The sequence below is a fragment of the Streptomyces sp. NBC_00726 genome, from assembly GCF_045161735.1.
GTDB lineage: Bacteria > Actinomycetota > Actinomycetes > Streptomycetales > Streptomycetaceae > Streptomyces.
Genome location: NZ_CP108983.1, coordinates 394011 through 420251 on the forward strand (window position 1 = coordinate 394011; position 26241 = coordinate 420251).

Genomic DNA, 26241 nt, shown 5'->3' on the forward strand with positions numbered 1-26241 from the left:
GTGGAGACGGGCGATCGCGACGACCGGCCTGCTGGCGCTGGTGTCCTCCGGCCTCGTCGGGGCCGGCGCCTCGCCCGCCGGCGCCGCTTCCTGGTCGCCCAAGACCCCGCCGATGACGACGCCCTGGACCGATCAGGTCCCGGTCGACAAGCCGCTGCCGGAATATCCGCGCCCGCAGCTGACCCGGCCCGACTGGGCCAACCTCAACGGCATCTGGGACTTCGCGGTCACCGGCCGGGACGCCGGGCAGCCTTCGTCGTGGCCGGACCGGATCCGGGTGCCGTTCGTCGCCGAGTCCGCGCTGTCGGGCATCCAGCGCCGGATCACCGAGAACGACAAGCTCTGGTACAAGCGCGCCTTCACCGTCCCGTCCGACTGGAACGGCCGCCGGACCGTGCTCAACTTCGGCGCGTCCGACTGGCAGACCACGGTCTGGGTCAACGGCACCCAGGTGGGTGCGCACAAGGGCGGCTACGACTCGTTCTCGTACGACATCACGCCGCAGCTGAACGGCGGTACGAACACGGTCGTGGTGTCCGTCTACGACCCGACGCAGACCGGCGGCCAGGCGGTCGGCAAGCAGCGCATCAATGATGTGCAGCCGCACAGCGGGGGCGGGATCTTCTACACCGCCGCCTCCGGCATCTGGCAGACGGTGTGGCTGGAACCGGTCGCCGCCGCGCACATCACCCGGCTGGACATGACGCCGGACCTGGGCGACGGCACCCTGCGGGTGAAGGTGCAGGCCGACTCGGCGTCCGGGCGTACCGCCAGGGTCACCGTGTCCAGCGGCGGCACCGTGGTCGGCTCGGCCACCGGTACGGTCGGCTCGACGGTCTCCGTACCGGTGCCGAACACGCATCTGTGGACCCCGGACGATCCGTTCCTGTACGACGTCAAGGCGGAGCTGCTCGACGGTTCGGCTGTGACGGACTCGGTCGGCAGCTACACCGGGATGCGCTCGATCGCGATCGCGAAGGTCGACAACGTGCTGCGGCCGGTCCTGAACGGCAGGTTCGTCTTCCAGACGGGCACCCTGGACCAGGGCTACTGGCCGGACGGCATCTACACCGCGCCGACCGACGCCGCGCTGAAGTCGGACCTCCAGGCCCACAAGGACCTCGGGTTCAACATGGTCCGCAAGCACATCAAGGTCGAACCACAGCGCTGGTTCTACTGGGCGGACAAGCTGGGGCTCCTGGTCTGGCAGGACATGCCGGCCATGGACACCGGCAAGTCCCCGAGTGCGGCGGCCCGCACCCAGTGGGAGGCCGAGTTCCACGCGATCATCGACCAGCACCGCAGCTCGCCGTCGCTGGTCATGTGGGTCGACCAGAACGAGGGCTGGGGGCAGTACGACCAGGCCAGGATCGCGAACGAGGTCAAGGCGTACGACCCGACCCGGCTGGTCGACAACATGAGCGGGGTCAACTGCTGCGGCTCGGTGGACGGCGGCAACGGTGACGTGGTCGACAACCACATCTACGTCGGCCCCGGCAACACCGCGCCGACCGCGACCCGGGCGGCCGTCCTCGGCGAGTTCGGCGGCCTCGGCTACAAGGTCCCGGGGCACGAGTGGTTCCCCGGCGGCGGCTTCAGTTACGAGGACCAGCCGGGCATCGCCGCGCTGAACGACCGGTTCGTGGGGCTCATCGACGGCATCCGGATCGGCCAGCTCCCGGCGGGGCTCTCCGCCTCGGTCTACACCGAGATCACCGATGTGGAGAACGAGGCCAACGGGCTCCTCACCTACGACCGCCAGGTCGTCAAGGTGGACACGGCGCGGGTGCGGGCGGCGAACCAGGCCCTGATCAACGCCTCGAAGAACCCGGCCCCGCCGGTGACCCTGCCCACCGGGGGCTACAAGTCCCTGCGGGTCACCACGCCCGGCTACACCGACAAGTACCTGCGACACCAGGACTCGCTGGCCTTCACCGAGGTGGTCGACGGCAACAGTGGCGCGCTGCTGAAGAACGACGCCACCTGGAAGGTCGTGCCGGGCCTGGCGAACGGCAACTGCTACTCGTTCGAGTCGCGCAACTACCCGGGCGAGTATCTGCGCCACCGGGACTTCCGGGTCCGCCGCGAGGCGAACGACGGTTCCGCGCTGTACCGGTCCGACGCCACGTGGTGCGCGGTCGCCGGCACCGGCGGTGTGCGGCTGACCAGCGCGAACCTGCCGGGCAGCTATCTGCGGCACATCAGGTCGGAGGTATGGCTGGCCACCCCGGGCGGCGGGCACGACTGGGACAACCCGGCCACCTTCACCGAGGACACCACCTGGGCGGTGGAGGCGCCCTGGGCACCCTGACCTGACCCCCGGCAGCCGGAAGCTCCCGGCGGTGCGGGCTCGTGCCGCGCACCGCCGGGAGCGGTCCTGGAGCGAGGAGGGGTTACGCCTTCCCGCCGGCGTACAGCGCGGTCACCTCCTGGTCGGTGAGCGCCTTGTCGTACACCTGGACCTGGTCCACGGAGCCGTTCCAGAAGTCGGTGTTGTCGCCCGACCACTTGGCGCGGCCCACGGACAGGGCGCCGCTGCTGACGTCGGCCGGTCCGGCCGGGGCGGTGGAGGCGAGCTCGCCGTCCACGTACAGCTTGATCTCGTCACCGCTGCGCACACCGACCAGGTGGTACCAGCGGCCGAGCTCCGGGGTCAGTTCCGCCCGGGCCCGGTGGGCGCCGGGGGTGGAGAAGGCGAACGCGCCCTGACCGTACTGGAGGTAGAACGGGTTCTCCTGGCGCCGGCCGTCCTGGCTGACGACAGTGGCGTAGTTGCCCGGGAGGGCGTCCAGGGAGGCCCAGGCGGAGACGGTGTAGTCGCCGGTGGTGTCGACCACCGGGCCGTCGGTCTCCGCGTACTGGCCCTCGCCGTCGAACTTCAGCGCCGAGCCGTGCACGCCGGTGGTCCAGGACGTGCCCTCGGAGAGGGTGAGGTCCTTGTGGTTCGGGCCGCTGTCGGCGGCCTTGGTGCCCTTGTTCTCGTCCAGCGACCAGGAGCCGCCGCCCTTGACGGGGGTGCGGGTGCCCGCGGCGGCGCCGGCGGCGATGACCTCGCGGTTGATCTCACGGACCTGGGCGGCGTCGACCTTGATCTCGCGGCGGTCGTACGTCCAGAGGCCGTTGAGCTCGTTCTCCAGGTCGGTCACCTGGGTGTAGATGGAGCCGGAGAGTTCGGCGCCGGCCGCCTCCAGGTAGTACTTGCGGGTGTTCTCGACGTACTTGGCGGTCAGCGCGGCCTTGTCGGCGACACCGCTGTAGATCACGGTCGGGGCGCCGGGCCACATGTGACCGGGCATCCGCAGGGTGAAGCCGCCGTGCTCGCCGTCCATCGCGGCGCGGTCGGCGTCCGGGAAGGCCGGGTCGGTGTTGTTGTAGTCGTGGTGGTCGATGATGTCGCCCTTGCCCGAGTCACCCTTGGAGTTGCAGCAGTTGACACCGCTGTGGGCGTTGACGATGCGGGAGGGGTCGGCGGCCTGGACCTGCTCGGTGATCCTGCCGGTCTCGGTACGGTCCCACTCGCCCCAGCCTTCGTTGAAGACGATCCAGGCACCGATCGAGGGGTAGTTGTGCAGCTGGGTCATCATCTCGGCGCCCTGGTCGACGAATGCCTGGTGGCCCTTGTCGTTGGTGAGGTTGCCGGAGACGAAGTCCTGCCACACCAGCAGACCGAGCTGGTCGGCGTGGTAGTACCAGCGGGCGGGCTCGACCTTGATGTGCTTGCGCACGGAGTTGAAGCCGAGGTCCTTCTGCGCCTTGAGGTCGAAGACCAGCGCGTCGTCGCTGGGCGCGGTGTTCAGGCCGTCCGGGTAGAAGCCCTGGTCGAGCTGGGCGAGCGAGAAGAACGGCTTCCCGTTGAGGACGATCTTCCGGTAGCCGCCGACGTCGGCGATGCCGATGGAGCGCATGCCGAAGTAGCTGTCGACGGTGTCCTTGTACCGGCCGTCCTTGAGGGTGACCTCCAGGTCGTACAGATACGGGTCGTCCGGGGTCCACAGGTGCTGCTTGGCGACGGGCAGGCTCAGGTCGCTGTTGGCGGGTCCGGTGACCCGGCCGACGACCTTGCCCCTCTTGTCGCGGGCGACGGCGGTGATCCGGGCGGACTTCGAGGCGTCCTCGGAGTTGACCTTCAGGGCGAGGCGGCCCTTGTCGATGTCCGGGGTGGTCGTCAGCGAGTCGACGGCCGCCGGGGCGACGGGCTCCATCCAGACGGTCTGCCAGATGCCGGACGAGGCGGTGTAGAAGATGCCGCCCGGGTTGGCCGACTGCTTGCCGGTGGGCTGGTCGGGGCCGGTGGTGTCGGTGACCGCGACGACGATCTCCTGCGGGCCGCTGCCCTTGATCGCGTCGGTGATGTCGGCGCTGAAGGCGGTGTAGCCGCCGGTGTGCTCGGCGACCTGCTTGCCGTTGACCCAGACGGTGGCCTGGTAGTCGACGGCGCCGAAGTTGAGCTTCAGCCGGTTGTTCCTGCCCTTGTTCTTGCCGTGGTTCTTGCCGTGCTTGTCACCCTTGACGGCCCAGTTCTTCGGGACGGTGACGAGCTTGCGGTAGAACATGTGGTCTTCGTGGCGCTCCAGGCCGGAGAGCTGCGACTCGACCGGGTACGGCACGGTGATGCGCTCACCGAGCTTCTTGCCGAAGACCGGCTTCTCGCCCGCCTCGGCCCCGGCGAACTCCCACTGGCCGTTGAGGTTCTGCCACTTGTCGCGCACCTGCTGCGGCCGGGGGTACTCGGGCAGCGGGTGGTTGCGGTCGACCTTGTCGCCCCACTTGGTGGTGAGGCGGTGCGCGGAGCCGTTGGTGGCGGTGCGGTTGATGTCGGGGACGGTCTCGCCGCCCGCCTTCAGGCCGCCCTTGCCGTCGTACGCGATCCTGACGCGCTGGTCCTTGAGGACGGCGGCGTCCAGCTTGACGACGAGTTCCTTGCCGCCGCGGGCCCGGGTGACGGACTTGACCGGCATCGGGGTGGTGTCGGCCTCGATGGTGAGGTGGTTCTTCAGGTCCGCGTAGTCGCTGACCTTGTCGTCGAAGACCGCGTGCAGCTCGGTGCCGTTGGCCGCGACGCTCAGCCCGACCGGGTAGACCTCGAAGTCGGCGGGCGGGGTGAAGGCGGACTCCGGGACGAACTGCCGGTCCAGATCGGCGCTGGACCAGCGCAGGAACATGTTGGCGCCGCCGGTGTCCTGGAACATCTCCAGCCTGAACTCGTGCGGCTCGCCGGCCTTGAGCGATACCGGCGCGCTGGTCTGCTCGTTGTCCCAGTCGGGCTCCCAGTGGTCGATGACGGCCTTGCCGTCGATGAACAGCCGGAAGCCGTTGTCGCCGCTGGCGGCGAAGGTGTAGTCGCCGTCCTCGGGAGCGGTGAGGAAGCCGGTCCAGCGGGCGGTGGTGTTCTCCGTCCGGCCGGTGGCCGACTCGAACGTGCCCGTGAGCCCGGGGAAGTTGATGTTCGGTTCGAGGGCGACCCCGCCGAGCTTGTCGAAGTCCCGCGCGCCGGGCGCGGACATGCTGAAGTACTCGCCCTTCAGCCCGTGGACGGTGGTGGCCGGGTCGCCGGCCCTGAAGGTGGTCGAGGCGGCGCTCGCGGGAGCGGCCGCGGCGGCCGGGACGAGTGTGGCACCGAGGGGTATGAGCAGCGCGGCGGCGCAGGCCGCTGTCCTGAACAGAGCGCGGGGGTGGGGCGTTTGTGGTCTCAAGGCGTCGTCCTGTCGAGAGAGCTGAAGTGCCTCGAACCTGTGAGGCACAGCACACAATCGAACATTGAGCCACAGCACCAAACGCAAAACAACACTCGTGCGCGAGGATTTTTCAACGATAGAAAATGTGGTCGGTACGAGCCGTGCGGCGGGTCCACGCAGACCGCCCCCTTCGCACACCTTGGGTGCGAAGGGGGCGGCCGGGGGCGAAAGGGGACGCCCCGGGGGTGGTTCAGATGGCGTAGCCGTACGGGGCCGGGGCGTGCACCGTGCCGTTCAGCGCGCGGGCGGCGTCCCGGGCCCAGGAGGGGTTGCGCAGCAGTTCGCGCCCGAGGAGCACGGCGTCCGCGCGGCCCTCGCCGAGGATCTTCTCGGCATGCTGCGGGTCCGTGATGAGGCCGACGGCCGCCACGGGCAGCGAGGTCTCCCGCTTCACGCGCTCGGCGAAGGGCACCTGATAGCCGGGGCCGGTGGCGATCCGGGCGCGGGGCGCGTTGCCGCCGGTGGAGACGTCGAGCAGGTCCACCCCGTGGTCCCGCAGGAGCGCCGCAAGCCGCACGGTCTCGTCGGCCGTCCAGCCCTCGCGCTCGTCCTCGGGATTCTCGGTGAGCCAGTCCGTCGCGGAGACGCGGAAGAACACCGGCAGCTCCTCGGGCCACACCTCGCGGACGGCGTCGACCACCTCAAGGGCGAGGCGGACGCGGTTCTCGAAGCTGCCGCCGTACGCGTCGGTGCGGTGGTTGGTGTGCGGGGACAGGAACTCGCCGATGAGGTAGCCGTGCGCACCGTGCACCTCGACCACCTGGAAGCCCGCGTCGACGGCGCGGCGGGCGGCCCGGCGGAAGTCGTCCACGACGCCCGCGATCTCGTCGGTGGTCAGCTCGTGCGGGACCGGGTACCCCTTGTCGAAGGGCAGCGGGCTGGGGCCGACCGGGGTCCAGCCGTGCGCCTCGGGGCCGACGGGGCCGCCGCCGGTCCAGGGCGCGGCGGTCGACGCCTTGCGCCCGGCGTGCGCGAGCTGGATGCCGATCACGGAGCCGTGCGCCTTGACGAACTCGGTGATCCGGCGGAACGCCTCGGCCTGGGTGTCGTTCCAGATGCCGAGGTCGGCCGGGCTGATGCGGCCCTCGGGGCTGACGGCGGTCGCCTCGGTGAGGATCAGGCCGGTGCCGCCGGTGGCGCGGGCGGCGAGATGGGCGAAGTGCCAGTCGTTCGGCACCCCCGTCTCCGGCCCCTCCACCGCGGCGCTGTACTGGCACATGGGCGCCATCCACACCCGGTTGGGCACCACAAGCGACCTGAGGGTGCAGGGCTCGAAGAGGGCACTCACGACGGACTCCGTTTCGCCGGGTACGGAAGGATCGCTAGTACGATACATCCCGTAGTACGACGCCCGTCAAATTACGACCACTCTCGTACAAGGACCCCGCGGCTTCGCGGGGTCCGGATCAGTGGGTTCAACGGGGTCCGGGTCAGCGGGTTCAACGGGGTTTCAGCGGGTACGAGCTGCGGCCGGCCGCGTCGTCTATCTCGTCGTGCGCCTTGGTCAGGAGCTTCATCGCCAGTTCGTTGAGCGCGCGGGCTCCGGCGATCTCCTCGCCCACCCGGGGCTGCTCGGCGTCGGAGGGGTGGCGGCTGGCGTAGCCGTGGGCGCGCACCTCCTGTCCGTCGGAGAGCCGCACCAGGGCGGCCGCGCGGGTGCGGTGGGTGTCCTCCTCGAATTCGAGCTCGATGTGCCATCCGACAGCGGTTCGGGTCATGGCGTTCACCTCCGGAAGGTCTCCCTTCCAGGATGCACCCGGCGCCGGAGCGGGATGGAGGCGTCGGCGTCGTACATCTGGTTCCAGCTGCGGCCGGCGCCGGACTTCCAGGTGACATGGGCGGTGCCGCCCTCGACGCGGACGGCGTCCACGGTCATGGGGCGGTCACCGTCACGTACATCGCCCCGGTGCAGTTCGTCCGCCCGGACGGCGATGTGGTGGGCCGGTCCGCTCTCGGCCTCGTCCGCCGCGAAGCCGAGAGCGGCCGCCAGTTCCCGGGCCCGGGCCGGGGTGCACAGGAAGGTGTGCTCGCCGGACGGGGTGGCGACGGTGATCCCGACCTCCGCCCCGGCGGGGGCGATCTCCAGGATTCCGCCGTTCCCGTGTTCGTCCGTCATCGCCGCGCACCTTCCCGTGTACGTTCCGTGCCGCCGGGCTCAGTCCAGCCGGAGGCTTTCCGGCGGGCCCAGGTAGCTGGGTTCGAGGCCGCCGGTGTCGATCACCAGGTTCTGGAGGACCACTGTCGGGTCGACCATCCAGAATTTCAGCACATGTACCCCGGGTCCGGTGATGCGGTGGACCGTGCCGGTGATGTTGACGTTGTCGGAGGTGTGCCGGGCCCACTGGGCGTTCATGGTCCCGTCGTCGGCCCCCGTCGCCTCCGTGACGTTCACCCGTTGCGGGGTGGCGCCGTCGAAGGAGACCGCGTAGGTCAGCCCGTCGGTCGGCAGCGCGTTGTTACGGGGCGAGAGGTACGCGTACACGGTGACCGGCCCGGTCGTGAACAGGCTGACCCGGTACTCCAGGCGCGGGCTCCGGCCGCCGGGAGTCTGGCGTCCGGCGGTGACCGGGAAGGGCTCCATGCCGGCCCCGGTGCGGCCGATGTCCGGGATGCGCCGCCAGGTGACGCCCCGGCCGCCGACCGCCCGGTGGTGGTGGTCCGCCGCGATGGACACGTATCCCCCGGCCTCGACGAAGCCGCCGAGCCGGGACCGGGAGAGCGCCGGGCGGTCGGTCACCGCCGTGACGGTCACCCGCGCCCCGTCGGGTCCGCTGATGGTGACCGGGACGCGGGTGACGCCCCTGGGCGCCCGGTCCCAGTCGACGCGCAGGGTGATCCGGTCCTGCGTGGTGACGCGGCCGCGCACCCGGTCGGCGGTCAGCCAGGACGCCCCGGTCCGCACCCGGTAGTCGAAGGGGGCGCGGCCCCGGTTGAACACCTCGATGTACTGGGCGGGCCGGGTCTGGTACGGGCTGAAGACCGGCAGCACGGCGGGTGCGGTCTCGTGTGGCCACCACGACGTGGAACCGTCCACGGCGACGCCCATCGCGGCCCGTGCGGGCAGGTCGATGCGCCGGACGGCCGGGAAGAGCACGTCCTTGATGGCCACGTTGTCGATCTCGGGCTGCTGCCAGGGGGCGTTGGGCCCGTAGCGTTCGACGTCGCCGTAGTCGATGTGCGGCTGGGTCTGGAAGCCCTGCCACTTGCCGCCCGCGATCTTCGTGTTGAAGCGGTCGGCCAGGGCGAAGTCGTCGGCGAGCCGCGCCTCGGCGGTGGCCGCCAGCTCGTTGGTGAGGGCCCGGCCCTGGGCCGCGTAATGGATATTGGTGAACTCCGCCTCGCGCAGCGCGTACAGGTTGGCGGTGGCCGCGACCTCGTAGCCGACGAGTTCGTACCAGGCGTCCTGCGCGGAGGCGGGCAGCCGGCGCCCGATCCGCGCGGCGCGCTCGCCGAGCAGCCGCCATTCCTCGGTGACGCGCTCCAGCTCGCGGTAGTGGACGAGGCCGAAGGGGGACGCCTGGTCGTCGTAGACCACGGCCGAGCTGTCGGTCGCGGGGTCCTTGGCGGGGTCCAGGGTGATCCGGCGGTTGAGCAGCTCGGGCTTGCGGCGGGCCTGGAGCCGGGCGTACGCGCGCAGGACGGCGGCGATCTCGGTGGCCTGCTTCTCGCCGAAGTTCTGCCGGGCGTACGTCTCCTCCCACTCGGGCAGCCGGTCCAGGGTCCAGCGGTCCGGGTTCCAGGCGTACTCCAGGAAGAACTGCGTGGGCAGTTCGTTGCCCTTGAGGTCGCCGACGTTGGTGACCCACAGTCCGTGGTTGCCGTAGGCGTCGCACTGGTGGAGCTGGTCCCACATGTTGGGCAGCGAGGCGGTGTCGACCCACTTGTAGTTGCGGCCGACGCCGACGTAGTCGAAGTGGTAGTAGAGCCCGTAGCCGCCGTCCCGGGGGGCCTCGGCGGGGTCGGGGAGCTTGCGGAGGTTGGCCCAGTTGTCGTCGGTGAGGACCACGGTGACGTCGTCGGGGACGCGCAGACCCCGGTCCCAGTAGTGCTGGACCTCCTTGTAGAGGGTCCAGACCTGCGGGATCGTGGTGACGTCCCGGCCGGAGACCTCGGCGAGGATCTGCCGCTGGGTGGCGATGATCTCGGTCATCAGCTCGATGCCGTCGCCGTCCGGGAGGCTGACGTCGCCGTTGCCGCGCATGCCGAGGGTGACGACGCCCTCGAAGTCCTCGTCCTTCATCCGGCGGATGCCGTCCGCCCAGTACGCCTTGAGCGCTTCGGCGTTGCGGCGGAAGGACCACTCGCCGGTGCCGCCGTAGGGGTCGTGGCCGGGGGTGGTGATGTTCCCGTCGCCGTCGCGTACGGCGGCGACGGCGTGCCGGTTCCACTCCTCGATACCGCGCATCATGGGTGCCTCGTGCGAGGTGCCCATGACGACGCCGTACGCCTTGGCTGTGGCGTGGTTGAGCGGGTCGTCCTCCGCGAAGGCGCGGCCCCAGACGGCCGGCCACAGGTAGTTGGCCTTGAGCCGGAGCATGACCTCGAAGACGCGGGCGTAGAAGTCGGCGTTGAAGCCGCCCTCGAAGCCGGGCGCCTTGCCGGGGCCGAAGTGGGCGGGGGCCCAGGTGCCGAGTGCCGGGTTCTCGTCGTTGATGAAGAAGCCGCGGTACTTCACGGCCGGGGTGCCCTGGGTGTGGCGTCCGGGCCGTACGTGGATCTCGTCGCGGTGTACGGGGGTGACGTCGTCCCACCAGTACCAGGGCGAGACGCCGATGCCGCGCGAGACGTCGTACGCGCCGAAGATCGTCCCGCGCTGGTCGCTGCCGGCGATGACGAAGGCCCGGTCGACGCCGGGCAGCGGATGGTCGACGACGCTCTGGAGGCTGGTCTCCCACGTGCCCCGGACCGAGGAGACGTCGAGCCGTCCGTCGGCGATCAGCCGGTCGATCAGGGGGCTGCGGCCCACGGTGCCGACGATGGTGATCTCGCGGGCGGCCTTGGGCACCGCCCCGTGCGAGAGGGCGGGGCGGACTCCGGTGACGCGTTCGATGTCGTCGCGGAGGTCGCCGGCGACCCTGACGACGCCCGGCCAGTCGCGGTCGCTGACCAGCACCGGTGTCGCCCGTCCGTGCCTGACCAGCGGGAAGCTGCCGCGCTGTGCGGTGAACGAGATGTACGCGCCGGGGTCGGTGGGCCGGGGCGCGGGGCCATGTCCGGTGGCGGACGCCTCGCCGGTCAGTCCGACGAGGGAGCCGAGCGGGGTGGCGGTGAGTGCGGTGAGCCCGAGGCCGAGGCCCAGGACCGATCTGCGGCTGGTGTGCCGGAAGGTGTCGGGGGTGTCGCTGTCCATGCTGCGCTCCTTCTCGGTGCTCAGTCGCGGCCGGCGGCGAGCAGCAGGTCGTCGCGCAGGGCGCTGTAGGCGGGCTTGGCCCGGTAGTTCTCGTCGTAGAGGTTGGCCGCGCCCTCGCCCTCGAAGGTGTCGGGCACCCAGGAGTACTTGTCGGTGAAGCCCCAGACCGTGAAGTCGGTGCACTTGCGGGTGAGCAGGCAGCCGCGCAGCAGTACGTCGTAGCCCTCGGCCTGTGCTTCCTGCTTGGTGCTGTCCGAGGGCATCGGGATGCGGACGTCGGCCTCGGTGATCGCGGTCTCCAGGCCGAGGGCGTCGAACCGCTTCATGTTCTCGGCGATGTCGTGGGGGGCGTTGTACTGGACCGACAGGTGGCCCTGGATGCCGACGCCGTCGATGGGTACGTGCTGCCGGCGCAGCTCGACGACCAGGTCGTAGAGGGCGGTGCTCTTCGCGTTGACGCCCTCGATGTTGTAGTCGTTGATGAACAGCTCGGCCTTGGGGTCGGCCGCGTGGGCCCAGCGGAAGGCGTCCGCGATGTAGCCGGGGCCCAGCTCCCGGAGCCAGAGGGAGTCGCGCAGGGTGCCGTCGTCGTTGAACGCCTCGTTGACGACGTCCCACTGCCAGATGCGGCCCTTGAAGTGGCGGGCCTCGTCGGTGATGTGCTTACGCAGGAGGGCGCGCAGCTCGTCCGCGGTGAAGTCGCCGGTGGTGAGCCAGGCGGGCAGCTGGTTGTGCCAGAGCAGGGTGTGGCCGCGCACCAGCTGGCCGTTGGCGCGGGCGAAGTCGACCAGCTTGTCGGCGGCCGCCCAGTCGTACTCACCGCGTGTGGGCTCGACGGACTCCCACTTCATGACGTTCTCCGGGGTGACCGAGCTGAACTCGCTCGCGGCCTTCGCGCGGTAGGGCGCGTCGTCCGCCAGGGCCGTCATGTCGACGGCGGTGCCGATGCGCACACCGGACCGCTTGCCGAGCGCGCCGAGCGTGGCGGCCCGGGTGTTCCCCTTTCCGCCGCCGTGGTCGGAGTGGGCGAAGGCGTTGATGGTGCAGGGGGCGAGCAGGGCCGCGGCGGCGGCGCCGATCAGCACGGCCTTGATTGGCTTGCGCATGACAGAAACCCTTCGAGAGGCGCACGGCCGGGTTCCCGGTGACCGGGGGCCTGCGCGGGTGTGGGTGTTTCGAAAGTTTCGTGGTGCTGTGGACCGGGCGGGGGCGCGCTGCCCCCGCCCGGTGGTGCGGAGCCGGTCAGCCCCGTACGGGGGCGGCCGCCGGCACGGGTTCGACCACCGCGTCGCACACCAGCCGGCGCCGGTGGTCGAGGGTGCGCTCGGGACCGGTGAGGCGCAGGTGCACCGTGTGCCGGATGTCCTCGGCACCGCTGGACGCCGCGAGCCGCAGTTCCAGCGCGCCCGGCTCCACGACGCGCCGCCCGCCGATGCCGGTGAAGGACACCAGGTCGGCGTGGAACCGGAAGCGCACCCGCGCCTCCTGGCCCGCGTCGAGCGGGACCCGGGCGTAGCCGATGAGCCGGTTGTCGGGCCGGGTCGTCTGGGCGACCGGGTCGTGGACGTAGAGCTGCACGACCTCCGCGCCCGCCCGGTCCCCGGTGTTGCGGACGGTCAGCTCGATGTCGGCGGAGCCGTCGGTGGGGATCTCCGCCGGGGCGGGGGCGCCGGGCTGCCAGGCGAAGGAGGTGTACGTGAGGCCGTGGCCGAAGGGGTACAGCGGTGTCGGGTCCAGGTTGCTGACCCCGTTGGCGAGCCCCAGGGGCGGCTGGAGGTAGGTCCAGGGCTGGCCGCCCGGGTGGCGCGGGACGGAGACCGGCAGCCGGCCGGACGGGCCGACCCGGCCGGAGAGCACCGAGGCCAGGGCCGGGCCGCCCTCCTCACCGGGGAAGAACGCCTGGACCACGGCGGCGGTGCGGTCCGCCCAGCGGCCGAGCGCGTACGGGCGGCCGGTCAGCAGGACCAGGACGACCGGGGTTCCGCTGTCCAGCAGCGCGTCGAGCAGTTCGCCCTGGACACCGGGCAGCGAGAGGTCGTCGGCGTCGCAGCCCTCGCCGGAGGTGCCGCGCCCGAAGAGCCCGGCCCGGTCGCCGAGCACGGCGACGCACACGTCCGCGTCCCGGGCCAGGTCCACCGCTTCCGCGATGCCCGAGGTGTCGGTGGTGTCGACCTCGCAGCCGGGGGCGCCGGTGACCGTGGCGGCGGGGAACTCGCCGCGCACCGCGTCGAGCACGGTGGGGATGTCGATGCCCATGGCGGTCTCGGGGTGCAGGACGCCGACATGGCTGGGGAAGGAGTAGCAGCCGAGCATGGCGAGGGCGTCGTCGGCGCGGGGGCCGATCACCGCGATCCGCCCGGTCCCGGCGAGCGGCAGCGCCCCCCGCGAGTTGGCGAGCAGGACCACGGCCTGTTCGGCGAGTTCGCGGGCGAGGGCGCGGTTGCGCGGCGGGTCCAGGTCGACGGTCTCGCGGGCCCGCTCCGGGTCGGTGTCGCGCAGCAGCGCGGGGAGCGGGGTCCAGTCGGGGTCGAGCAGCCCGAGTTCGCACTTCTGGAGGAGGACCCGGTGCAGCGCGCGGTCGACCAGGGCCTCGGGGACCGTACCGGCCAGGACGGCGGCGGCGAGTTCGTCGCCGTAGCTGCGGACGGTGGGCAGTTCCACGTCGATGCCGGCGTTGAGGGCGAGCCGGGCGGCGTCCGCGCGGCCCTCGGCGACCTTGTGCAGGGTCTCCAGGAAGCCGATGGCGAAGTAGTCGGCGACGACGGTGCCCTCGAAGCCCCAGGTGTCGCGGAGCAGCCCGGTGAGCAGGGCCGGGTCGGCCGCCGAGGGGACGCCGTCGATCTCCGCGTACGACTGCATGACGGAGCGGGCGCCGCCGTCGGTGAGGGCCATCTCGAAGGGCGGCAGGATGACGTCGGCGAGCTCCCTGGCCCCGGCCCGGACCGGTGAGAGGTTGCGGGCGCCGGCCGATGCCGCGTACCCGGCGAAGTGCTTGAGGGTGGCGACGATGCCGGCGGACTCCAGGCCCTTCACGTACGCGGTGCCGATGGTGGCGACGAGATAGGGGTCCTCGCCGATGGTCTCCTCGACGCGGCCCCAGCGCAGGTCGCGCACGACGTCCAGGACCGGGGCGAGGCCCTGGTGGATGCCCACGGACCGCATGTCGCTGCCGATCCGGTGGGCCATCTCGGTGACCAGGTCCGGATTCCAGGCGGCGCCCCAGGAGAGCGGGACGGGGTAGGCGGTGGCGCCCCAGGCGGTGAAGCCGGCCAGGCACTCCTCGTGGGCGAGGGCCGGGATGCCGAAGCGGCCGGCGCCCGCGATGGCCTGCTGGGCGCGGGCGAGCGCGATCGCGCCGACGGCCGGGTCGACGGGGGCGGTGCCGAAGGGGCGGGTCAGCTGGCCGAGGCCGCGCGGGATCAGCGCGTCCCAGTCGATGGTGTCGACCATCTCGTTCTGGTGCGGGGCGACCCCGTCCCCGTCGGCGTCGGCGCCCACCCAGATTCCGTACAGCTGGGCGGTCTTCTCCTGGAGGGTCATCCGGGAGACGAGGTCGGCCACACGCTCCTCGGGGGCGAGCGCGGGGTCCTGCCAGGGGCCGTCGACGGCGGTGGCCGCTTCGGTCCTGCGGGCATGCGGAACAGGGGGGTTTGCCATGGCGGCGGGGATTCCTCTCAAGAGTGCGGTGGTACGCGGCGGCATGGGTGCGCTACTTGCCGCCCACCCCCATCAGTCCGTTGACCAGTGCCTTCCGTGCCACGAGGTACACGGCGAAGATCGGTACGACGGAGAGCACGATCGCGGCCAGCACGGCCGGGATGTTCACCCCGAACTGGGACATGAAGTTGAAGAGACCGAGGGTCAGCACCCGGTTCTCCTCCGACTGGGTCAGGATCAGCGGGAACAGGAAGCCGTTCCACGCCTGGAGCGCGGTGTAGATCGCGACCGTGCTGATGCCCGCCTTGGACATCGGGATCGCCAGCTGCCACAGCATCCGCAGCGGCGAGGCGCCGTCGAGCGCCATGGCCTCGTACATCTCCTCGGAGACGTCGCGCATGGTGCCGCTGAGGATCAGCACCGCCACGGGCATCGCGAACGCCGCGGTCGGCAGGATGATCGCCGGCAGGCTGTCGTACAGGCCCATCTTGCTGATGAGCAGGTAGAGCGGCACGATCACGGCCTGGGCGGGGATGGCGACGCCGAGCAGGAAGGTGCGGAAGGCGAGTCCGGAGAGCCTGCTGCGGGTGCGTACCGCGACGTACGCGACGGGGATGGAGAGGAGCAGCACGATCGCCGTGGTGGCCACGGCGACGATCGCCGTGTTGGAGAGCATCGTGGAGAAGCCGCTGTCCAGCACCGTGCGGTAGTTGTCGAGCGTGGGGTGCGTCGGGACGGCCAGCGGGTCACCGTTCAGCGCCTCGTCCTGGTGCATCAGCGAGGACGAGACCAGCGTGTACAGCGGGACGATCACGAGCACGAGCCAGACCAGCGAGCCGAGGCCGGCCAGCGGGTTGCCCCAGCTGCGGCGGCGCCGCGCGGTGGCCGGGCGGGTGCGGGTCAGGGGCTGTGCGGGGCGCGTCGCGGGGCGGGTGTCGGTCGACATCGCGTCACATACCTTCCCGGGTGGAGCGCATGTTCCCGAAGCCGCTGAAGCGGACGAGGATCAGCGAGATCGCGGTGGCCACGACGACGAGGGCGGTCGCGATGGCGGCGGCGTACCCGAGGTCGTAGGTCTGGAAACCGGTGCGGTACATCAGGTACGGCAGGATGGTGGTGTCCGTGCCCGGGCCGCCCTTGGTCATGATGAGCACGGTGTCGAAGTAGGTCAGCGAGCCGACGATCATCAGGACCGAGGAGGTCGTGATGGTGTTGCGGAGCTGCGGCAGGGTGATGTGGAAGAACTGCCGGAACATGCCGGCGCCGTCGATCTCGGCGGCCTGGTAGAGGACCTGCGGGATCTGCCGGGTGCCGCCCTGGTAGATCAGGGTGTGGAAGGGCATGAACTGCCAGCCGCCGACGAACGCCACGGTGAGCAGGGCGCCGGTGGACGAGCCCATGATGTTCGGGTCGATGCCGAACCAGGGCCCGATCTCCTTGATGACGCCGAAGTTGGGGTCGAGGAGTGCGTGGAACAGCATCGCGATGGCCGTGGTGGACAGCAGCAACGGGATGAAGAAGACCGCGGAGAGCACGGCGCGGCTGCGCTGCCGGCCGGCCGCCCAGACGCCGAGGAGCAGGGCCACCGGGGTCTGGAAGGCCCAGCTGACGGTGGTCAGGAGCAGGCTGAGCCAGGCGGCCTGACGGAACTCCGGGTCCTTGAAGAGCCGGGTCCAGTTGGCCGCGCCGACGGGGGTCGGGGAGTTCAGCCCGTCCCAGTGGCAGAAGGAGAGGTACACGGCGATCGCCAGCGGGACGATCGCGAAGAGGGCGAAGAAGAGGATGCCGGGCAGCGCCCAGGCGACCGGGGGGCGGCCGACGTTTCCGGCGGCCGCCTTCCGTCCTCCGCGCACCTTCGGTGACGAGGAGACGTGGGACATCGTTACTTGACGGCCTTCATCGCGGCGACGAACTGCTCGGGCGTGGACTTGCCGGCGAACAGCTTGCTGATCTCGGTGAGCAGCGGGGTGGCGGTCTGGGATTCGAGCGCCTGGTCCCAGGACAGGGTGAAGTCGGGGGCCTTCTGGACCATCTCGTACTGGTCGGTGGCGAACTTCGGGTTCGGCGAGCCGCTGAGCATGTCGGCGGCGTTGGACGTGGTGGGCACGTCGCCGTTGTCCACGAGGGCCTGCGCGTACGACTTGGACGCCATGGTCTTCAGGAAGGCTATGGCCGCGTCCTTGTGCTTGGTGCGGGCGTTCACGGACCAGTAGTTGGTGGGGTTGCCGACCACGTCGGCCGGGTCGCCGACGCCGCCCGCGACGGTCGGGAAGTTCGTCCAGCCGAGGTCCTTCTTGGCGAAGTCGGGCGCCTTGCCGAGCTGTGTGGAGTATTCCCAGGAGCCCATCAGGTGCATGGCCGCCTTGCCCTTGTTGAGCAGGGTGGGCGCGCCGCCGTTGCCGTAGTCGACGGAGTTGAAGTTCTTGCCGAAGGCGCCGTCGTCCACCAGCTGCTTCACGGTCTGGGCGGTCTTCAGGACGGCCGGGTCGCCCCAGGCGGAGCTGTCACCGTTCTGGATCTTGCGGAAGACGTCGGGGCCGCCGATCCGGTCGAGCAGGTACTCCATCCACATCAGCTCGGGCCACTTGTCGGAGCCGCCGAGGGCGAACGGGGTGATGCCCTTGCCCTTGAAGGTCTTGATGGCCTGCTGGAGGCCCTCCCAGGTCTTGGGGACCTGGACGTTGTTCTCGGCGAAGAGGGTCTTGTTGTAGAAGAGCATCACGGGCTGCATACCGCGCATCGGGACGCCGTAGACCTTCCCGTCGAGGCTGCCGGCGGTGACGATCGACGGCAGGAAGCCGTCCTTCAGGGTGGCGTCGTCCTTGAACGTCGAGGTGAGGTCGACCAGCTGGTTCGCGTCGACGTACGGCTTGATGGAGCCGCCGCCCCAGTTGAAGAAGATGTCGGGGGCGCTCGGGGAGCCCATGGCGCTGCGGAGCTTGTTCACGTAGTCGATGCCGGGGACGGAGACGAGCTTGACCTTCACGTCGGAGGTCTTGTTGAACTCCTTGACCGCGGCCTGCTGCACCTTCACGGCGTCGTCGCCGTAGACGTACGCGGTCAGCGTGGCGCCGCCACCGCCGCTGTCGCCGTCCGATCCGCAGCCCGCCAGGACCCCCGCCATGACCATGGCCGCACCGGCCGCGGTCCATCTCGCCGCACGCTTGCCCTGAGTGAAAATTCCCGACCGCATGACCGCACCTCTGTCGAATCTTTCGGAGTTGCTTGCGAATGTTGCCGGAACCGTACGGTTGGGTTTCCGGCCAGTCAAGAGGTCGCGGGCCGCGAATTTTTCGTCCGGGCTCCCGCGTCCGTTCGGCCGCCGGGCGGTTACGATTCGCTGTATGAGCCCCGCAAACGTCCAGTCACATCAGGAGAATGCGCCTGCCGCAGTGCCGTCGGACGGCACTGCCACGCTGGCGGAAATCGCCCGAGCGGCCGGAGTCTCGGCTCCGACAGTTTCGAAGGTGCTGAACGGGCGCGCCGATGTCGCGCCCGGTACGCGCACCAAGGTCGAGGAGCTGCTGCTCCAGCACGGCTACCGCCGCAGACGCGGTTCGACCACGCAGTCGCAACTCATCGACCTGGTCTTCCACGAGCTGGACAGCGCCTGGGCGATGGAGGTCGTACGCGGGGTGGAGAACGTCGCGCGCGAGGAGGGGCTGAGCCTGGTCCTCTCGGAGAGCGCCGGCCGCCTCAGCCCCGGGCAGACCTGGGTCGACGGGGTGCTGGCCCGCCGCCCGGTCGGGGTCATCCTGGTGCTGTCCGACCTCACCGCCGCCCAGCGCGCGCAGCTCACCAGCCGCAGCATCCCGTACGCGGTGGTGGACCCGGCCGGCGACCCGGGCGACGACATCCCGTCGGTCGGCACGACGAACTGGCAGGGCGGTCTCGCCGCGACCCGCCATCTCACCGGCCTCGGCCACCGCAGGATCGGCGTGGTCGGCGGCCCGACCCGGATGATGTGCAGCCGGGCCCGGGTGGACGGCTACCGGGCCGCCCTGGAGACGGCGGGCATCCCGATCGACCCGTCACTGATCCGCGAGGCCGAGTTCTCGCACGAGGCGGGGTACGCGGCCGGGATGGAGCTGCTGCGCTCGGCGGACCGGCCGACCGCCGTCTTCGCCGGCAACGACCTCCAGGCACTCGGTGTGTACGAGGCGGCGCGCGAACTCGGTCTGCGCATCCCGGAGGACCTGAGCGTCGTGGGCTTCGACGACCTGCCGCTCACCCGGTGGATCGGGCCGCCGCTGACCACGGTGCGCCAGCCGCTGATCGAGATGGCCGAGACGGCGGCCCGGCTGGTCCTGGACCTGGGCCGGGGCCGGCAGCCCGCGACGACCCGGGTGGACCTGGCGACGAATCTGGTGGTCCGCAGCAGTACGGCCCCGCCCTGTCGCTGAGACGCGGTCCGCCCGGGACACCCCGGGGCGTGGTCCGGGCCGCTGTCAGTGCCGGGGTGCAGACTGGCCGATATCCGGCACAACGGCGTTTCGGGAGGTTCGGTCATGACCGATGTACTGCTCACCGTGGGCACCCGCAAGGGGCTCTTCATCGGCCGCAGGCGCGGCGGTGCGTGGGAGTTCGAGGGGCCGCATTTCAACGCCCAGGCGATCTATTCGACCGCCATCGACACCCGGGGCGGCCGGACCCGGCTGCTGGTCGGCGGGGACAGCGCCCACTGGGGCCCGTCCGTCTTCCACTCCGACGACCTGGGCGCGAGCTGGGTCGAGCCGAAGAGCCCGGCGGTGAAGTTCCCGGAGTTCACCGGGACCTCGCTGGAGCGGGTGTGGCAGTTGCAGCCGGCGGGGCCCGAGGCGCCGGGCGTCGTCTACGCGGGCACGGAGCCGGCCGCGCTCTTCCGGTCCGGGGACGCCGGCGAGTCGTTCGAGCTGGTGCGCCCGCTGTGGGAGCATCCGACGCGTTCGCGGTGGGTGCCCGGCGGGGGCGGTGAGGGGCTGCACACGATCCTGACCGATGAGCGGGACGCCCGCGCCGTGACGGTCGCGGTCTCCACCGCCGGGGTGTTCCGGACCGCCGACGGCGGGGCGAGCTGGGCCCCGGCCAACAAGGGGGTCTCGGCCGTCTTCCTGCCCGACCCGGACCCGGAGTTCGGCCAGTGCGTGCACAAGGTCAGCCGGGACGCGGCCGATCCGGACCGCCTCTATCTCCAGAACCACTGGGGCGTCTTCCGCAGCGACAACGCCGGGAGCACCTGGACGGACATCGGCGCGGGCCTGCCCTCGGACTTCGGCTTCGCCGTGGCCGCCCACCCGCACCGCGCGGACACGGCGTACGTCTTCCCCATCAACGCCGACGCCGACCGGGTGCCCGCCGAGCACCGCTGCCGGGTCTTCCGGACGACCGACGCGGGCGCCCACTGGGAGCCCCTGTCGGCGGGCCTGCCGGAGAGCGCCCACTACGGCACGGTGCTGCGCGACGCGCTCTGCACCGACGACGCGGACCCGGCCGGGGTCTACTTCGGCAACCGCAACGGCGAGTTGTACGCGAGCGCGGACGACGGGGACAGCTGGGAGCAGCTGGCCTCGCATCTGCCGGACGTGCTGTGCGTGCGGGCGGCGGCGGTCGAGATGTGAGACGTGCCTTCTACGGGAGCCGCCAGTCGACGGGCTGGGCGCCCTGGGCGGCGAGCAGTTCGTTGACCCGGCTGAACGGCCGGGACCCGAAGAAGCCGCGGTCCGCGGACATCGGGGACGGGTGCGCGGACTCGATGGCCGGCAGGTCGCCGAGCAGCGGCCGCAGATTGCGGGCGTCGCGGCCCCAGAGCACGGACACCAGCGGCTTGCCCCGGGCGGCCAGGGCGCGGATGGCCTGTTCGGTGACCTCTTCCCAGCCCTTGCCGCGGTGCGCGCCGGGCGAGCGGGGCGCGGTGGTCAGCGCCCTGTTCAGCAGCAGCACGCCCTGGCGGGTCCACGGGGTCAGGTCGCCGTTCGACGGCCGGGGCAGCCCGAGGTCGGCGTTGAGCTCACGGTAGATGTTCTCCAGGCTGCCGGGCAGCCTGCGCACGTCCGGGGAGACCGCGAAGCTCAGGCCGATCGCCATCCCCGGTGTGGGGTAGGGGTCCTGACCGACGATCAGGACCCGTACGTCATCGAAGGGCTGCTGGAACGCGCGCAGCACGTTCGCCCCGGAGGGGAGGTAGGTGCGGCCGGCCGCGACCTCCGCACGCAGGAAATCGCCCATCTCGGCGATGCGGCCCGCCACGGGGGCCAGGGCGTCGGCCCAGCCGGGCTCGACTACTTCTTTCAACGGTCGCGCTGTCACGGAAGATCACCCTACCGGCGCAACGCGGTGCCCCGGGGATAGGGTGCTGCCCGTCCCTCACCTCTTCGCCCCCGGGAGCCGGTCCATGACGTCAGACGGACAGCCGGGCACGTATGTACTCGGGGTGGATTCGGGCGGCTCGGGGCTCCGGGTGGCGCTCGGCACGGCCGACGCGGAAGCGCCGTTGGCGAGCGTCGCGTGCGGCGGTCCGGTGCGCACCGGACCGCGCGGCATCGACGCCGGCCACCTCCTGGACCAGGTGCTGCCCGCTGTACGCGGCCTGCTCGACGCGCACGGACCCGGCGGGCGGATCACCGCCGCGGCGGTCGGCGCCGCGGGGATGGCCACGCTGGGCGACGCGTTGCGCGCCGAACTGCCGGGCGCCCTGGCGGACGCGCTGGGGGTGCGCCGGATCGCGCTCGCGGCGGACGCGGTGACCGGGTATGCCGGGGCGGTCGGGCAGCGGCCCGGCGCGGTGGTGGCCGCCGGCACCGGGCTGATCGCGCTCGGCACGGACCTGACGACATGGCGGCGGGCGGACGGCTGGGGGCACCTGCTGGGCGACAGCGGAGGCGGCGCCTGGATCGGGCGGGCCGGGCTCGACGCCGCGATGCGCGCGTACGACGGGCGGCGCGGCGGTTCGTCCGCGCTGCTGGCCCGCCTGGAAGCGGTGTTCGGGCCGCCGCGGGAGCTGCCCGGTCTGCTCTACCCGCGCGCCGACCGGCCCGCGCTGCTGGCCTCGTTCGCGCCGGAGGTGGCCGCGTGCGCGGACGACGACCCGGTCGCGGCGGGCATCCTGCGGGGAGCGGCCGCGCATATCGCGGAGGCGGCCGCGGCGGTGTGCCCGGAGGCGAAGGCGGACGAGGACGCCTGCGAAGTCGCGCTGACGGGCGGGCTGTTCCGGATGGGCGAGCCGTTGCTCGTACCACTGCGCGAGGAGTTGGGGCGGCTGCTGCCCGGGGCACGGGCGGTCCCCGGTTCGGGTGATCCCCTGATCGGTGCGCTGCGCATCGCCCAGGCCCTGGACACCGGGGGGCTGCGGCTGCCGCACCATCCGACGCTGCTCCGTGTTCCGGCGCCCGGGCCCCGCGTGCAGGGCGACGGGCGCGCGCACGCTGACGACAGATCAGGGCAGTCGCCCGGTAAGCCGCTGATCGGATAAAAGCGGACAGAGGCCGCTCGACCGGACCCTCCCCGAGCAGGGAGCCGTCCGAAACCAGTAGCATGCGGCGCCATGAGCACCCCCACTGGGCCCGCTTCCGGCCTGCCTGTACGAATGCCGCGACCTCGCCAGTCCGGACGGCACCGCCGCCCGGAGCCCGTGGCCGCACCCGAGGGCGCTGCCGCGCTCGTTCTCGCCGTCCCCGGCACCCCCTCCGCTTCGAGCCGCGGTCTGGCCGAAGAGGTCATCAGCATCGCCCGTTCCGAGCTGCCCGGTCTGAACGCCCTGATCGGTTACGTGGACGGGGACGACGCCGAGTTCCCGGCGCTGGCCTCCGTGATCGCACATTCCGCCGCCGAGCGCACCGCGCGCTACGAGCAGGCGCTGGCCGTGGGCCGTGAGGTCGCCGAGCCCGAGGGCCCGGCCGCCGTGGTGGTCCCGCTGCTCGCGGGTCCGGACAGCGCGCTGGTGCAGCGGATACGTCAGGCGATCGCCGACAGCGAGGCCCCGGCGGAGCTGACCGATGTGCTCGGCCCGCACCCGCTGCTGGCCGAGGCGCTGCACGTCCGGCTGTCGGAGGCCGGGCTGGCCCGCGCGGACCGGGCCAGGCTCTTCACGGTGGCGACGGCCGCCGACGGCATCGTGCTCGCCACGGTGGGCGGCGAGGAGGCCGTGCAGGCGGCGGGGATCACGGGCATGCTGCTCGCGGCCCGGCTCGCGGTGCCGGTGATGGCCGCCGCGCTCGACGTGGAGGGTTCGGTCGCCGCGATCGCGGACCAGCTGAAGGGCTCCGGCTCGCTCCAGCTGGCCGTGGCCCCGTATCTGGTGGGCCCCGAGGTGGCGGAGGGGCTGCTGGACGCCGCGGCGAAGGAGGCCGGCTGCGCGAGCGCCGAGCCGCTGGGCGCGTACCCGGCGATCGGCAAGCTGGTCCTCTCGATGTACACCTCGGCCCTCGGGATCGCTCCCCAGGTGGCCCAGGGGGCGCAGGCCCGCTAGGGCCTTTCCTTTGGGTCAGGCTGGATCAGGGAGCGGGGCGTGGTGCGTGCGGCTGCAAGGCGGAGGAGGGCGTCAACGCGGAGCGTTGGCAACCGACGACAACGCGGGAGGGGGTCCCTCCCTGGTCGAGCGAAGCCGAGAGCTTGGGGGAGTGCGTGCCACGCCCCGCGAGCCCAGCCTGACCCAAAGGAAAGGCCCTGACCCTTCCGGCAGGTGTGGGCCCCGGCCCGGACGGCAGTCCGGCACCGGGGCCTCGGGCTTTCCGCCGGGGTTCTAGCCGAAGACCACGCAGGACGCCGCCGGGGCGTCCAGGGTGCCCCCGTGGGCCGGGACACCGGTCTCCGGGTCCACGGTGAACCAGGCGATGTTCCCGCTGCGCTCATTGGCCGCGTACAGCCGGCGGCCGGCCGGGTCCAGCGCGAGGTCGCGGGGCCAGTGCCCGCCGCAGTCCACGGTCGTGACCAGGGACGGGTGCTCGCCGGCCGCGTCGAGCGCGAGGACGGAGATGCTGTCGTGACCCCGGTTGGCCGCCCACAGGAACCGGCCGTCGTGGGCGACGACGACCTCGGAGGCGTAGCTCTCGACGGTCACGCCCTCGGGCAGCACGGGGACCTCGCCGACCGGTTCCAGGACGCCTGTGGCGGCGTCCCAGCGGCACACGGTGAGGGTGGGCTCCAGCTCGTTGAGCACATAGGCGTGGCGGCCGGAGGGGTGGAACGCCAGGTGGCGGGGGCCGGTGCCGGGGCGCAGGGCCGTCTCGCCGTGCGTGCGCAGCTCGCCGGTGGCCGGGTCGACCGCGCAGACCCGGACCGAGTCGGTGCCGAGGTCGACGCTGAGCACCCAGGCCCCGGAGGGGTCGGGCAGGACCTGGTGGGCGTGCGGGCCCTCCTGGCGGTCCGCGACCGGTCCGCCGCCCTCGTGCGCGAGGACCGCGGCGACCGGGCCGAGGGCGCCGTCCCCGGCGACCGGCAGCACGCTGACGCTGCCCGAGCCGTAGTTCGCGGTGACCAGGTGGCCGGCGGCGAGGGCGAGGTGGGTGGGGCCGTCGCCGTCCACCGCCCGGACCTCGCCGAGCGGACGGGGTTCGTCGGTGCGGACGTCGAGAGCCGCCGCCCCGCCCGGCTCGGTCTCGCTGACCGCGTAGAGGACCGTGCCGCCGGGGCCGAGGGCCAGGTAGGAGGGGTCGGGGACGGCGTCCGTGGCCCCCAGGACCGTGAGCGCGCCGGTCTCCGCGTCCACGGCGGCGACGGTGACGCCCCGCCCGCCCGCCGAGGTGAACGACCCGATGAATGCCCGTACCGCTCCGTTGCTGCTGTCCACCGCTGCTCCTCCCCGCCCCGGCTGTGCGCGGCGGACGTGCCGTCGTGATCTTTTGCGGCGACGGTAGCAGTGCGGCGGCGCGGTCTGGACCAAGGGTGCCGGATCGGGCCGGCCGCGGGGGTCAGGCCGCGACCAGGGGTGCGCCCGGCGGGCTGTGCAGCGGTGCGGCGAGTTCGGTGAGGGCGCGTTCCAGGCTGTGCAGGTGGGCGAGGGCGGGTTCGGTGGCGGCCGGGTGCGCCGGGACGGCGGAGGCGACGACGGTACGGCCGGTCAGGGCCTCGACCGCGTTCTCGACGCGCCAGCAGGCCGCGGCGAGCCGGGCGTCGTGGGACGCCTCCGGGTCGGCGGCCACCGAGGCGAGGCCCCGCACCTCGCGGGCGCACTCGTCGAGGAGGGCCAGCACGTGTCCGGCCCGGGCGCGGCGGGCGCGGAGCGGGCTCAGCGGGTGGACGAGCGGGGCGAGCGAGAGGCGGACGCGGCCGAGGAGCGCTTCCAGCTCGGCGATGCGCGGGGCCGGGTCGGCGGTGGCGGAGCCGGAGAGGCGGGCGGCGGCCTCCTCGGTGCAGGCGTGCACGCAGCGCAGGGCGCGCTGGATCCAGGCGTCGGTCGTGGCGTGCGTGGTGACGGGCAGGACGCACAGCACGGCGAGCATCGCGCCGAGCGCGCCGACGGCGGTCTCGCCGAGCCGCAGGGCGAGCAGCCCGGGGTCGAGCACGCCCAGCGAACCGTAGAGCGCACCGGCCATGACCGTCACCGAGAGCATCATCCAGGTGTACGACACCGAGGCGGTGTAGAAGATCCCGAACGCCCCGACGGCGACGACGAGGGCGGTCGGCACGGGCGCCCCGTGCAGCGGGACGACGACGGCGAGGCCGACCGGGATGCCGATGAGGGTGCCGAGGATCCGGCGGAAGCCGCGTACCAGGGTCTCGCCGCGCGAGGCGGTGTTCACGAAGACCCACCAGGTGGCGCCGACGGCCCAGTACCAGCGCTGGTCGGACATCAGCTGCCCGGCCATGAGCGCGACGGCTCCGCCGGTGACGGCCTGGACGGCCTGGCGGGTGGTGACCCTGGCCAGGCCGGTGCCGGCGGGCGGGGCGGGCACGGCGGGGGCGGGCAGCCGGCGTTCGTAGCACCAGAGGCCGAAGCGGACGGCCGACGCGGCGAGCAGGGAGAGGGCGACGGCGGAGTACAGCTCGGGGAGCTGCCCGGGCAGGGTGTGGAGGAACTGCGTGATGAAGAAGGCCATGAAGGCGAAGACGCCGAGGGAGTGCCCGCGCGGCCCCCACCGCCTGGCGTAAACCCCCGCCCCCATGACCGCGAGGAACGCGGTGTCGCGGGCGAGCGGGTGGTCGTGGAGCAGGGCGGCGAGCGCGAGGACCGGGAAGCCGACGGCGGGCAGCAGCGCGGTGGTGACCGCCTGGCCCCGGACCGTGGGGTCGGTCACGGTGAACAGGGCGAGCAGCGCGGCCAGGCCGCCGGTGATGGCCGCCACCAGCGAGTGGCCGACGAGCCCGCACACCACGACGGCGAGCCCGATGCCGAGCACCGCGCGGCACGCGAAACGCAGCCGCATCCGGCCGGGGTCCCGGGCGACGAACGCTTTCCTCAGCACTGCGGCTCCCCCACTCCGGTCCACCGGCTCTCCGTTTCGGTCACAGGCCCGGTCACGTCCAGGCACGAGTTCAGGCATGCAGGCACGAGTTCAGGCATGAAAAAGGCGCCGCGGAGGTCCG

The 26241-nt window shown here is 72.0% G+C and carries 18 protein-coding genes; 5 read left to right on the forward strand and 13 right to left on the reverse strand.

Going from position 1 to position 26241, the window contains the following annotated elements; all coding sequences use genetic code 11:
• Positions 1-40 precede the first annotated feature (40 nt).
• Complete coding sequence (locus OG338_RS01675; protein WP_405940283.1) at positions 41-2311, forward strand: AbfB domain-containing protein; 2271 nt, start codon at positions 41-43, stop codon at positions 2309-2311.
• 82 nt (positions 2312-2393) lie between these two features.
• Here OG338_RS01675 and OG338_RS01680 read toward each other — a convergent pair whose 3' ends face one another.
• The 10 genes from OG338_RS01680 to OG338_RS01725 all read right to left on the reverse strand — a co-directional run bounded on the left by OG338_RS01680 (position 2394) and on the right by OG338_RS01725 (position 17872).
• A complete protein-coding gene (locus tag OG338_RS01680) occupies positions 2394-5693 on the reverse strand; it encodes a LamG-like jellyroll fold domain-containing protein (protein ID WP_405935614.1) in 3300 nt (1099 codons plus the stop codon).
• A 232-nt stretch (positions 5694-5925) separates the two neighbouring features.
• Entirely contained in the window at positions 5926-7023 is a 1098-nt protein-coding gene (locus tag OG338_RS01685; RefSeq protein WP_405935615.1) for an NADH:flavin oxidoreductase/NADH oxidase, read from the reverse strand.
• A 151-nt stretch (positions 7024-7174) separates the two neighbouring features.
• Entirely contained in the window at positions 7175-7453 is a 279-nt protein-coding gene (locus OG338_RS01690) for a DUF1876 domain-containing protein (RefSeq protein WP_018106227.1), read from the reverse strand.
• A 5-nt stretch (positions 7454-7458) separates the two neighbouring features.
• Positions 7459-7851: a hypothetical protein gene (locus OG338_RS01695; RefSeq protein WP_405935616.1), complete on the reverse strand. Its 393-nt coding sequence runs from the start codon at positions 7849-7851 to the stop codon at positions 7459-7461.
• 39 nt (positions 7852-7890) lie between these two features.
• The gene (locus tag OG338_RS01700) at positions 7891-11085 is read right to left on the reverse strand and encodes a glycosyl hydrolase 115 family protein (RefSeq protein ID WP_405935617.1); all 3195 of its coding nucleotides are present in this window, start codon (positions 11083-11085) and stop codon (positions 7891-7893) included.
• Positions 11086-11105: 20 nt separating this feature from the next.
• Positions 11106-12191: an endo-1,4-beta-xylanase gene (locus OG338_RS01705; protein WP_405935618.1), complete on the reverse strand. Its 1086-nt coding sequence runs from the start codon at positions 12189-12191 to the stop codon at positions 11106-11108.
• A 136-nt stretch (positions 12192-12327) separates the two neighbouring features.
• Entirely contained in the window at positions 12328-14742 is a 2415-nt protein-coding gene (locus tag OG338_RS01710; protein ID WP_405935619.1) for a glycoside hydrolase family 3 N-terminal domain-containing protein, read from the reverse strand.
• Positions 14743-14794: 52 nt separating this feature from the next.
• Positions 14795-15688, reverse strand: a complete 894-nt coding sequence (locus OG338_RS01715; protein WP_405935620.1) for a carbohydrate ABC transporter permease — start codon at positions 15686-15688, stop codon at positions 14795-14797.
• A gap of 4 nt (positions 15689-15692) precedes the next feature.
• Positions 15693-16622: a carbohydrate ABC transporter permease gene (locus OG338_RS01720; RefSeq protein WP_405935621.1), complete on the reverse strand. Its 930-nt coding sequence runs from the start codon at positions 16620-16622 to the stop codon at positions 15693-15695.
• Positions 16623-16624: 2 nt separating this feature from the next.
• Positions 16625-17872 carry an extracellular solute-binding protein gene (locus tag OG338_RS01725; RefSeq protein ID WP_405940284.1) on the reverse strand — a complete coding sequence of 416 codons (1248 nt, stop codon included), beginning with the start codon at positions 17870-17872 and terminating at the stop codon, positions 16625-16627.
• Positions 17873-18086: 214 nt separating this feature from the next.
• Between OG338_RS01725 and OG338_RS01730 the strand changes: the two genes are divergently transcribed.
• Together OG338_RS01730 and OG338_RS01735 are read left to right on the forward strand one after the other, a co-directional pair.
• Positions 18087-19145, forward strand: a complete 1059-nt coding sequence (locus tag OG338_RS01730; protein WP_405935622.1) for a LacI family DNA-binding transcriptional regulator — start codon at positions 18087-18089, stop codon at positions 19143-19145.
• Between the two features lie 105 nt (positions 19146-19250).
• Positions 19251-20339, forward strand: a complete 1089-nt coding sequence (locus tag OG338_RS01735; RefSeq protein ID WP_405935623.1) for a WD40/YVTN/BNR-like repeat-containing protein — start codon at positions 19251-19253, stop codon at positions 20337-20339.
• 10 nt (positions 20340-20349) lie between these two features.
• Here OG338_RS01735 and OG338_RS01740 read toward each other — a convergent pair whose 3' ends face one another.
• Positions 20350-21027, reverse strand: coding sequence for a uracil-DNA glycosylase (locus OG338_RS01740; protein ID WP_405935624.1), 678 nt, complete (start codon positions 21025-21027; stop codon positions 20350-20352).
• An 85-nt stretch (positions 21028-21112) separates the two neighbouring features.
• Here OG338_RS01740 and OG338_RS01745 point away from each other — a divergent pair, with 85 nt between their 5' ends.
• Both OG338_RS01745 and OG338_RS01750 read left to right on the forward strand, forming a co-directional pair.
• Positions 21113-22189 carry an N-acetylglucosamine kinase gene (locus OG338_RS01745; protein WP_405935625.1) on the forward strand — a complete coding sequence of 359 codons (1077 nt, stop codon included), beginning with the start codon at positions 21113-21115 and terminating at the stop codon, positions 22187-22189.
• A gap of 72 nt (positions 22190-22261) precedes the next feature.
• Positions 22262-23185 carry a sirohydrochlorin chelatase gene (locus tag OG338_RS01750; protein ID WP_405935626.1) on the forward strand — a complete coding sequence of 308 codons (924 nt, stop codon included), beginning with the start codon at positions 22262-22264 and terminating at the stop codon, positions 23183-23185.
• Between the two features lie 273 nt (positions 23186-23458).
• Here OG338_RS01750 and OG338_RS01755 read toward each other — a convergent pair whose 3' ends face one another.
• Positions 23459-24505 carry a lactonase family protein gene (locus OG338_RS01755; protein ID WP_405935627.1) on the reverse strand — a complete coding sequence of 349 codons (1047 nt, stop codon included), beginning with the start codon at positions 24503-24505 and terminating at the stop codon, positions 23459-23461.
• 121 nt (positions 24506-24626) lie between these two features.
• A complete protein-coding gene (locus OG338_RS01760; protein WP_405935628.1) occupies positions 24627-26120 on the reverse strand; it encodes an FUSC family protein in 1494 nt (497 codons plus the stop codon).
• Positions 26121-26241: the final 121 nt, after the last annotated feature.

Bases quoted from the DNA above. Each gene is read 5' to 3' on its own strand.
- OG338_RS01690 (WP_018106227.1), bottom strand. From the start codon at position 7,453: ATGACCCGAACCGCTGTCGGATGGCACATCGAGCTCGAATTCGAGGAG.
- OG338_RS01695 (WP_405935616.1), bottom strand. From the start codon at position 7,851: ATGACGGACGAACACGGGAACGGCGGAATCCTGGAGATCGCCCCCGCC.
- OG338_RS01700 (WP_405935617.1), bottom strand. From the start codon at position 11,085: ATGGACAGCGACACCCCCGACACCTTCCGGCACACCAGCCGCAGATCG.
- OG338_RS01705 (WP_405935618.1), bottom strand. From the start codon at position 12,191: ATGCGCAAGCCAATCAAGGCCGTGCTGATCGGCGCCGCCGCCGCGGCC.
- OG338_RS01710 (WP_405935619.1), bottom strand. From the start codon at position 14,742: ATGGCAAACCCCCCTGTTCCGCATGCCCGCAGGACCGAAGCGGCCACC.
- OG338_RS01715 (WP_405935620.1), bottom strand. From the start codon at position 15,688: ATGTCGACCGACACCCGCCCCGCGACGCGCCCCGCACAGCCCCTGACC.
- OG338_RS01720 (WP_405935621.1), bottom strand. From the start codon at position 16,622: ATGTCCCACGTCTCCTCGTCACCGAAGGTGCGCGGAGGACGGAAGGCG.
- OG338_RS01725 (WP_405940284.1), bottom strand. From the start codon at position 17,872: ATGGTCATGGCGGGGGTCCTGGCGGGCTGCGGATCGGACGGCGACAGC.
- OG338_RS01730 (WP_405935622.1), top strand. From the start codon at position 18,087: ATGAGCCCCGCAAACGTCCAGTCACATCAGGAGAATGCGCCTGCCGCA.
- OG338_RS01735 (WP_405935623.1), top strand. From the start codon at position 19,251: ATGACCGATGTACTGCTCACCGTGGGCACCCGCAAGGGGCTCTTCATC.
- OG338_RS01745 (WP_405935625.1), top strand. From the start codon at position 21,113: ATGACGTCAGACGGACAGCCGGGCACGTATGTACTCGGGGTGGATTCG.
- OG338_RS01750 (WP_405935626.1), top strand. From the start codon at position 22,262: ATGAGCACCCCCACTGGGCCCGCTTCCGGCCTGCCTGTACGAATGCCG.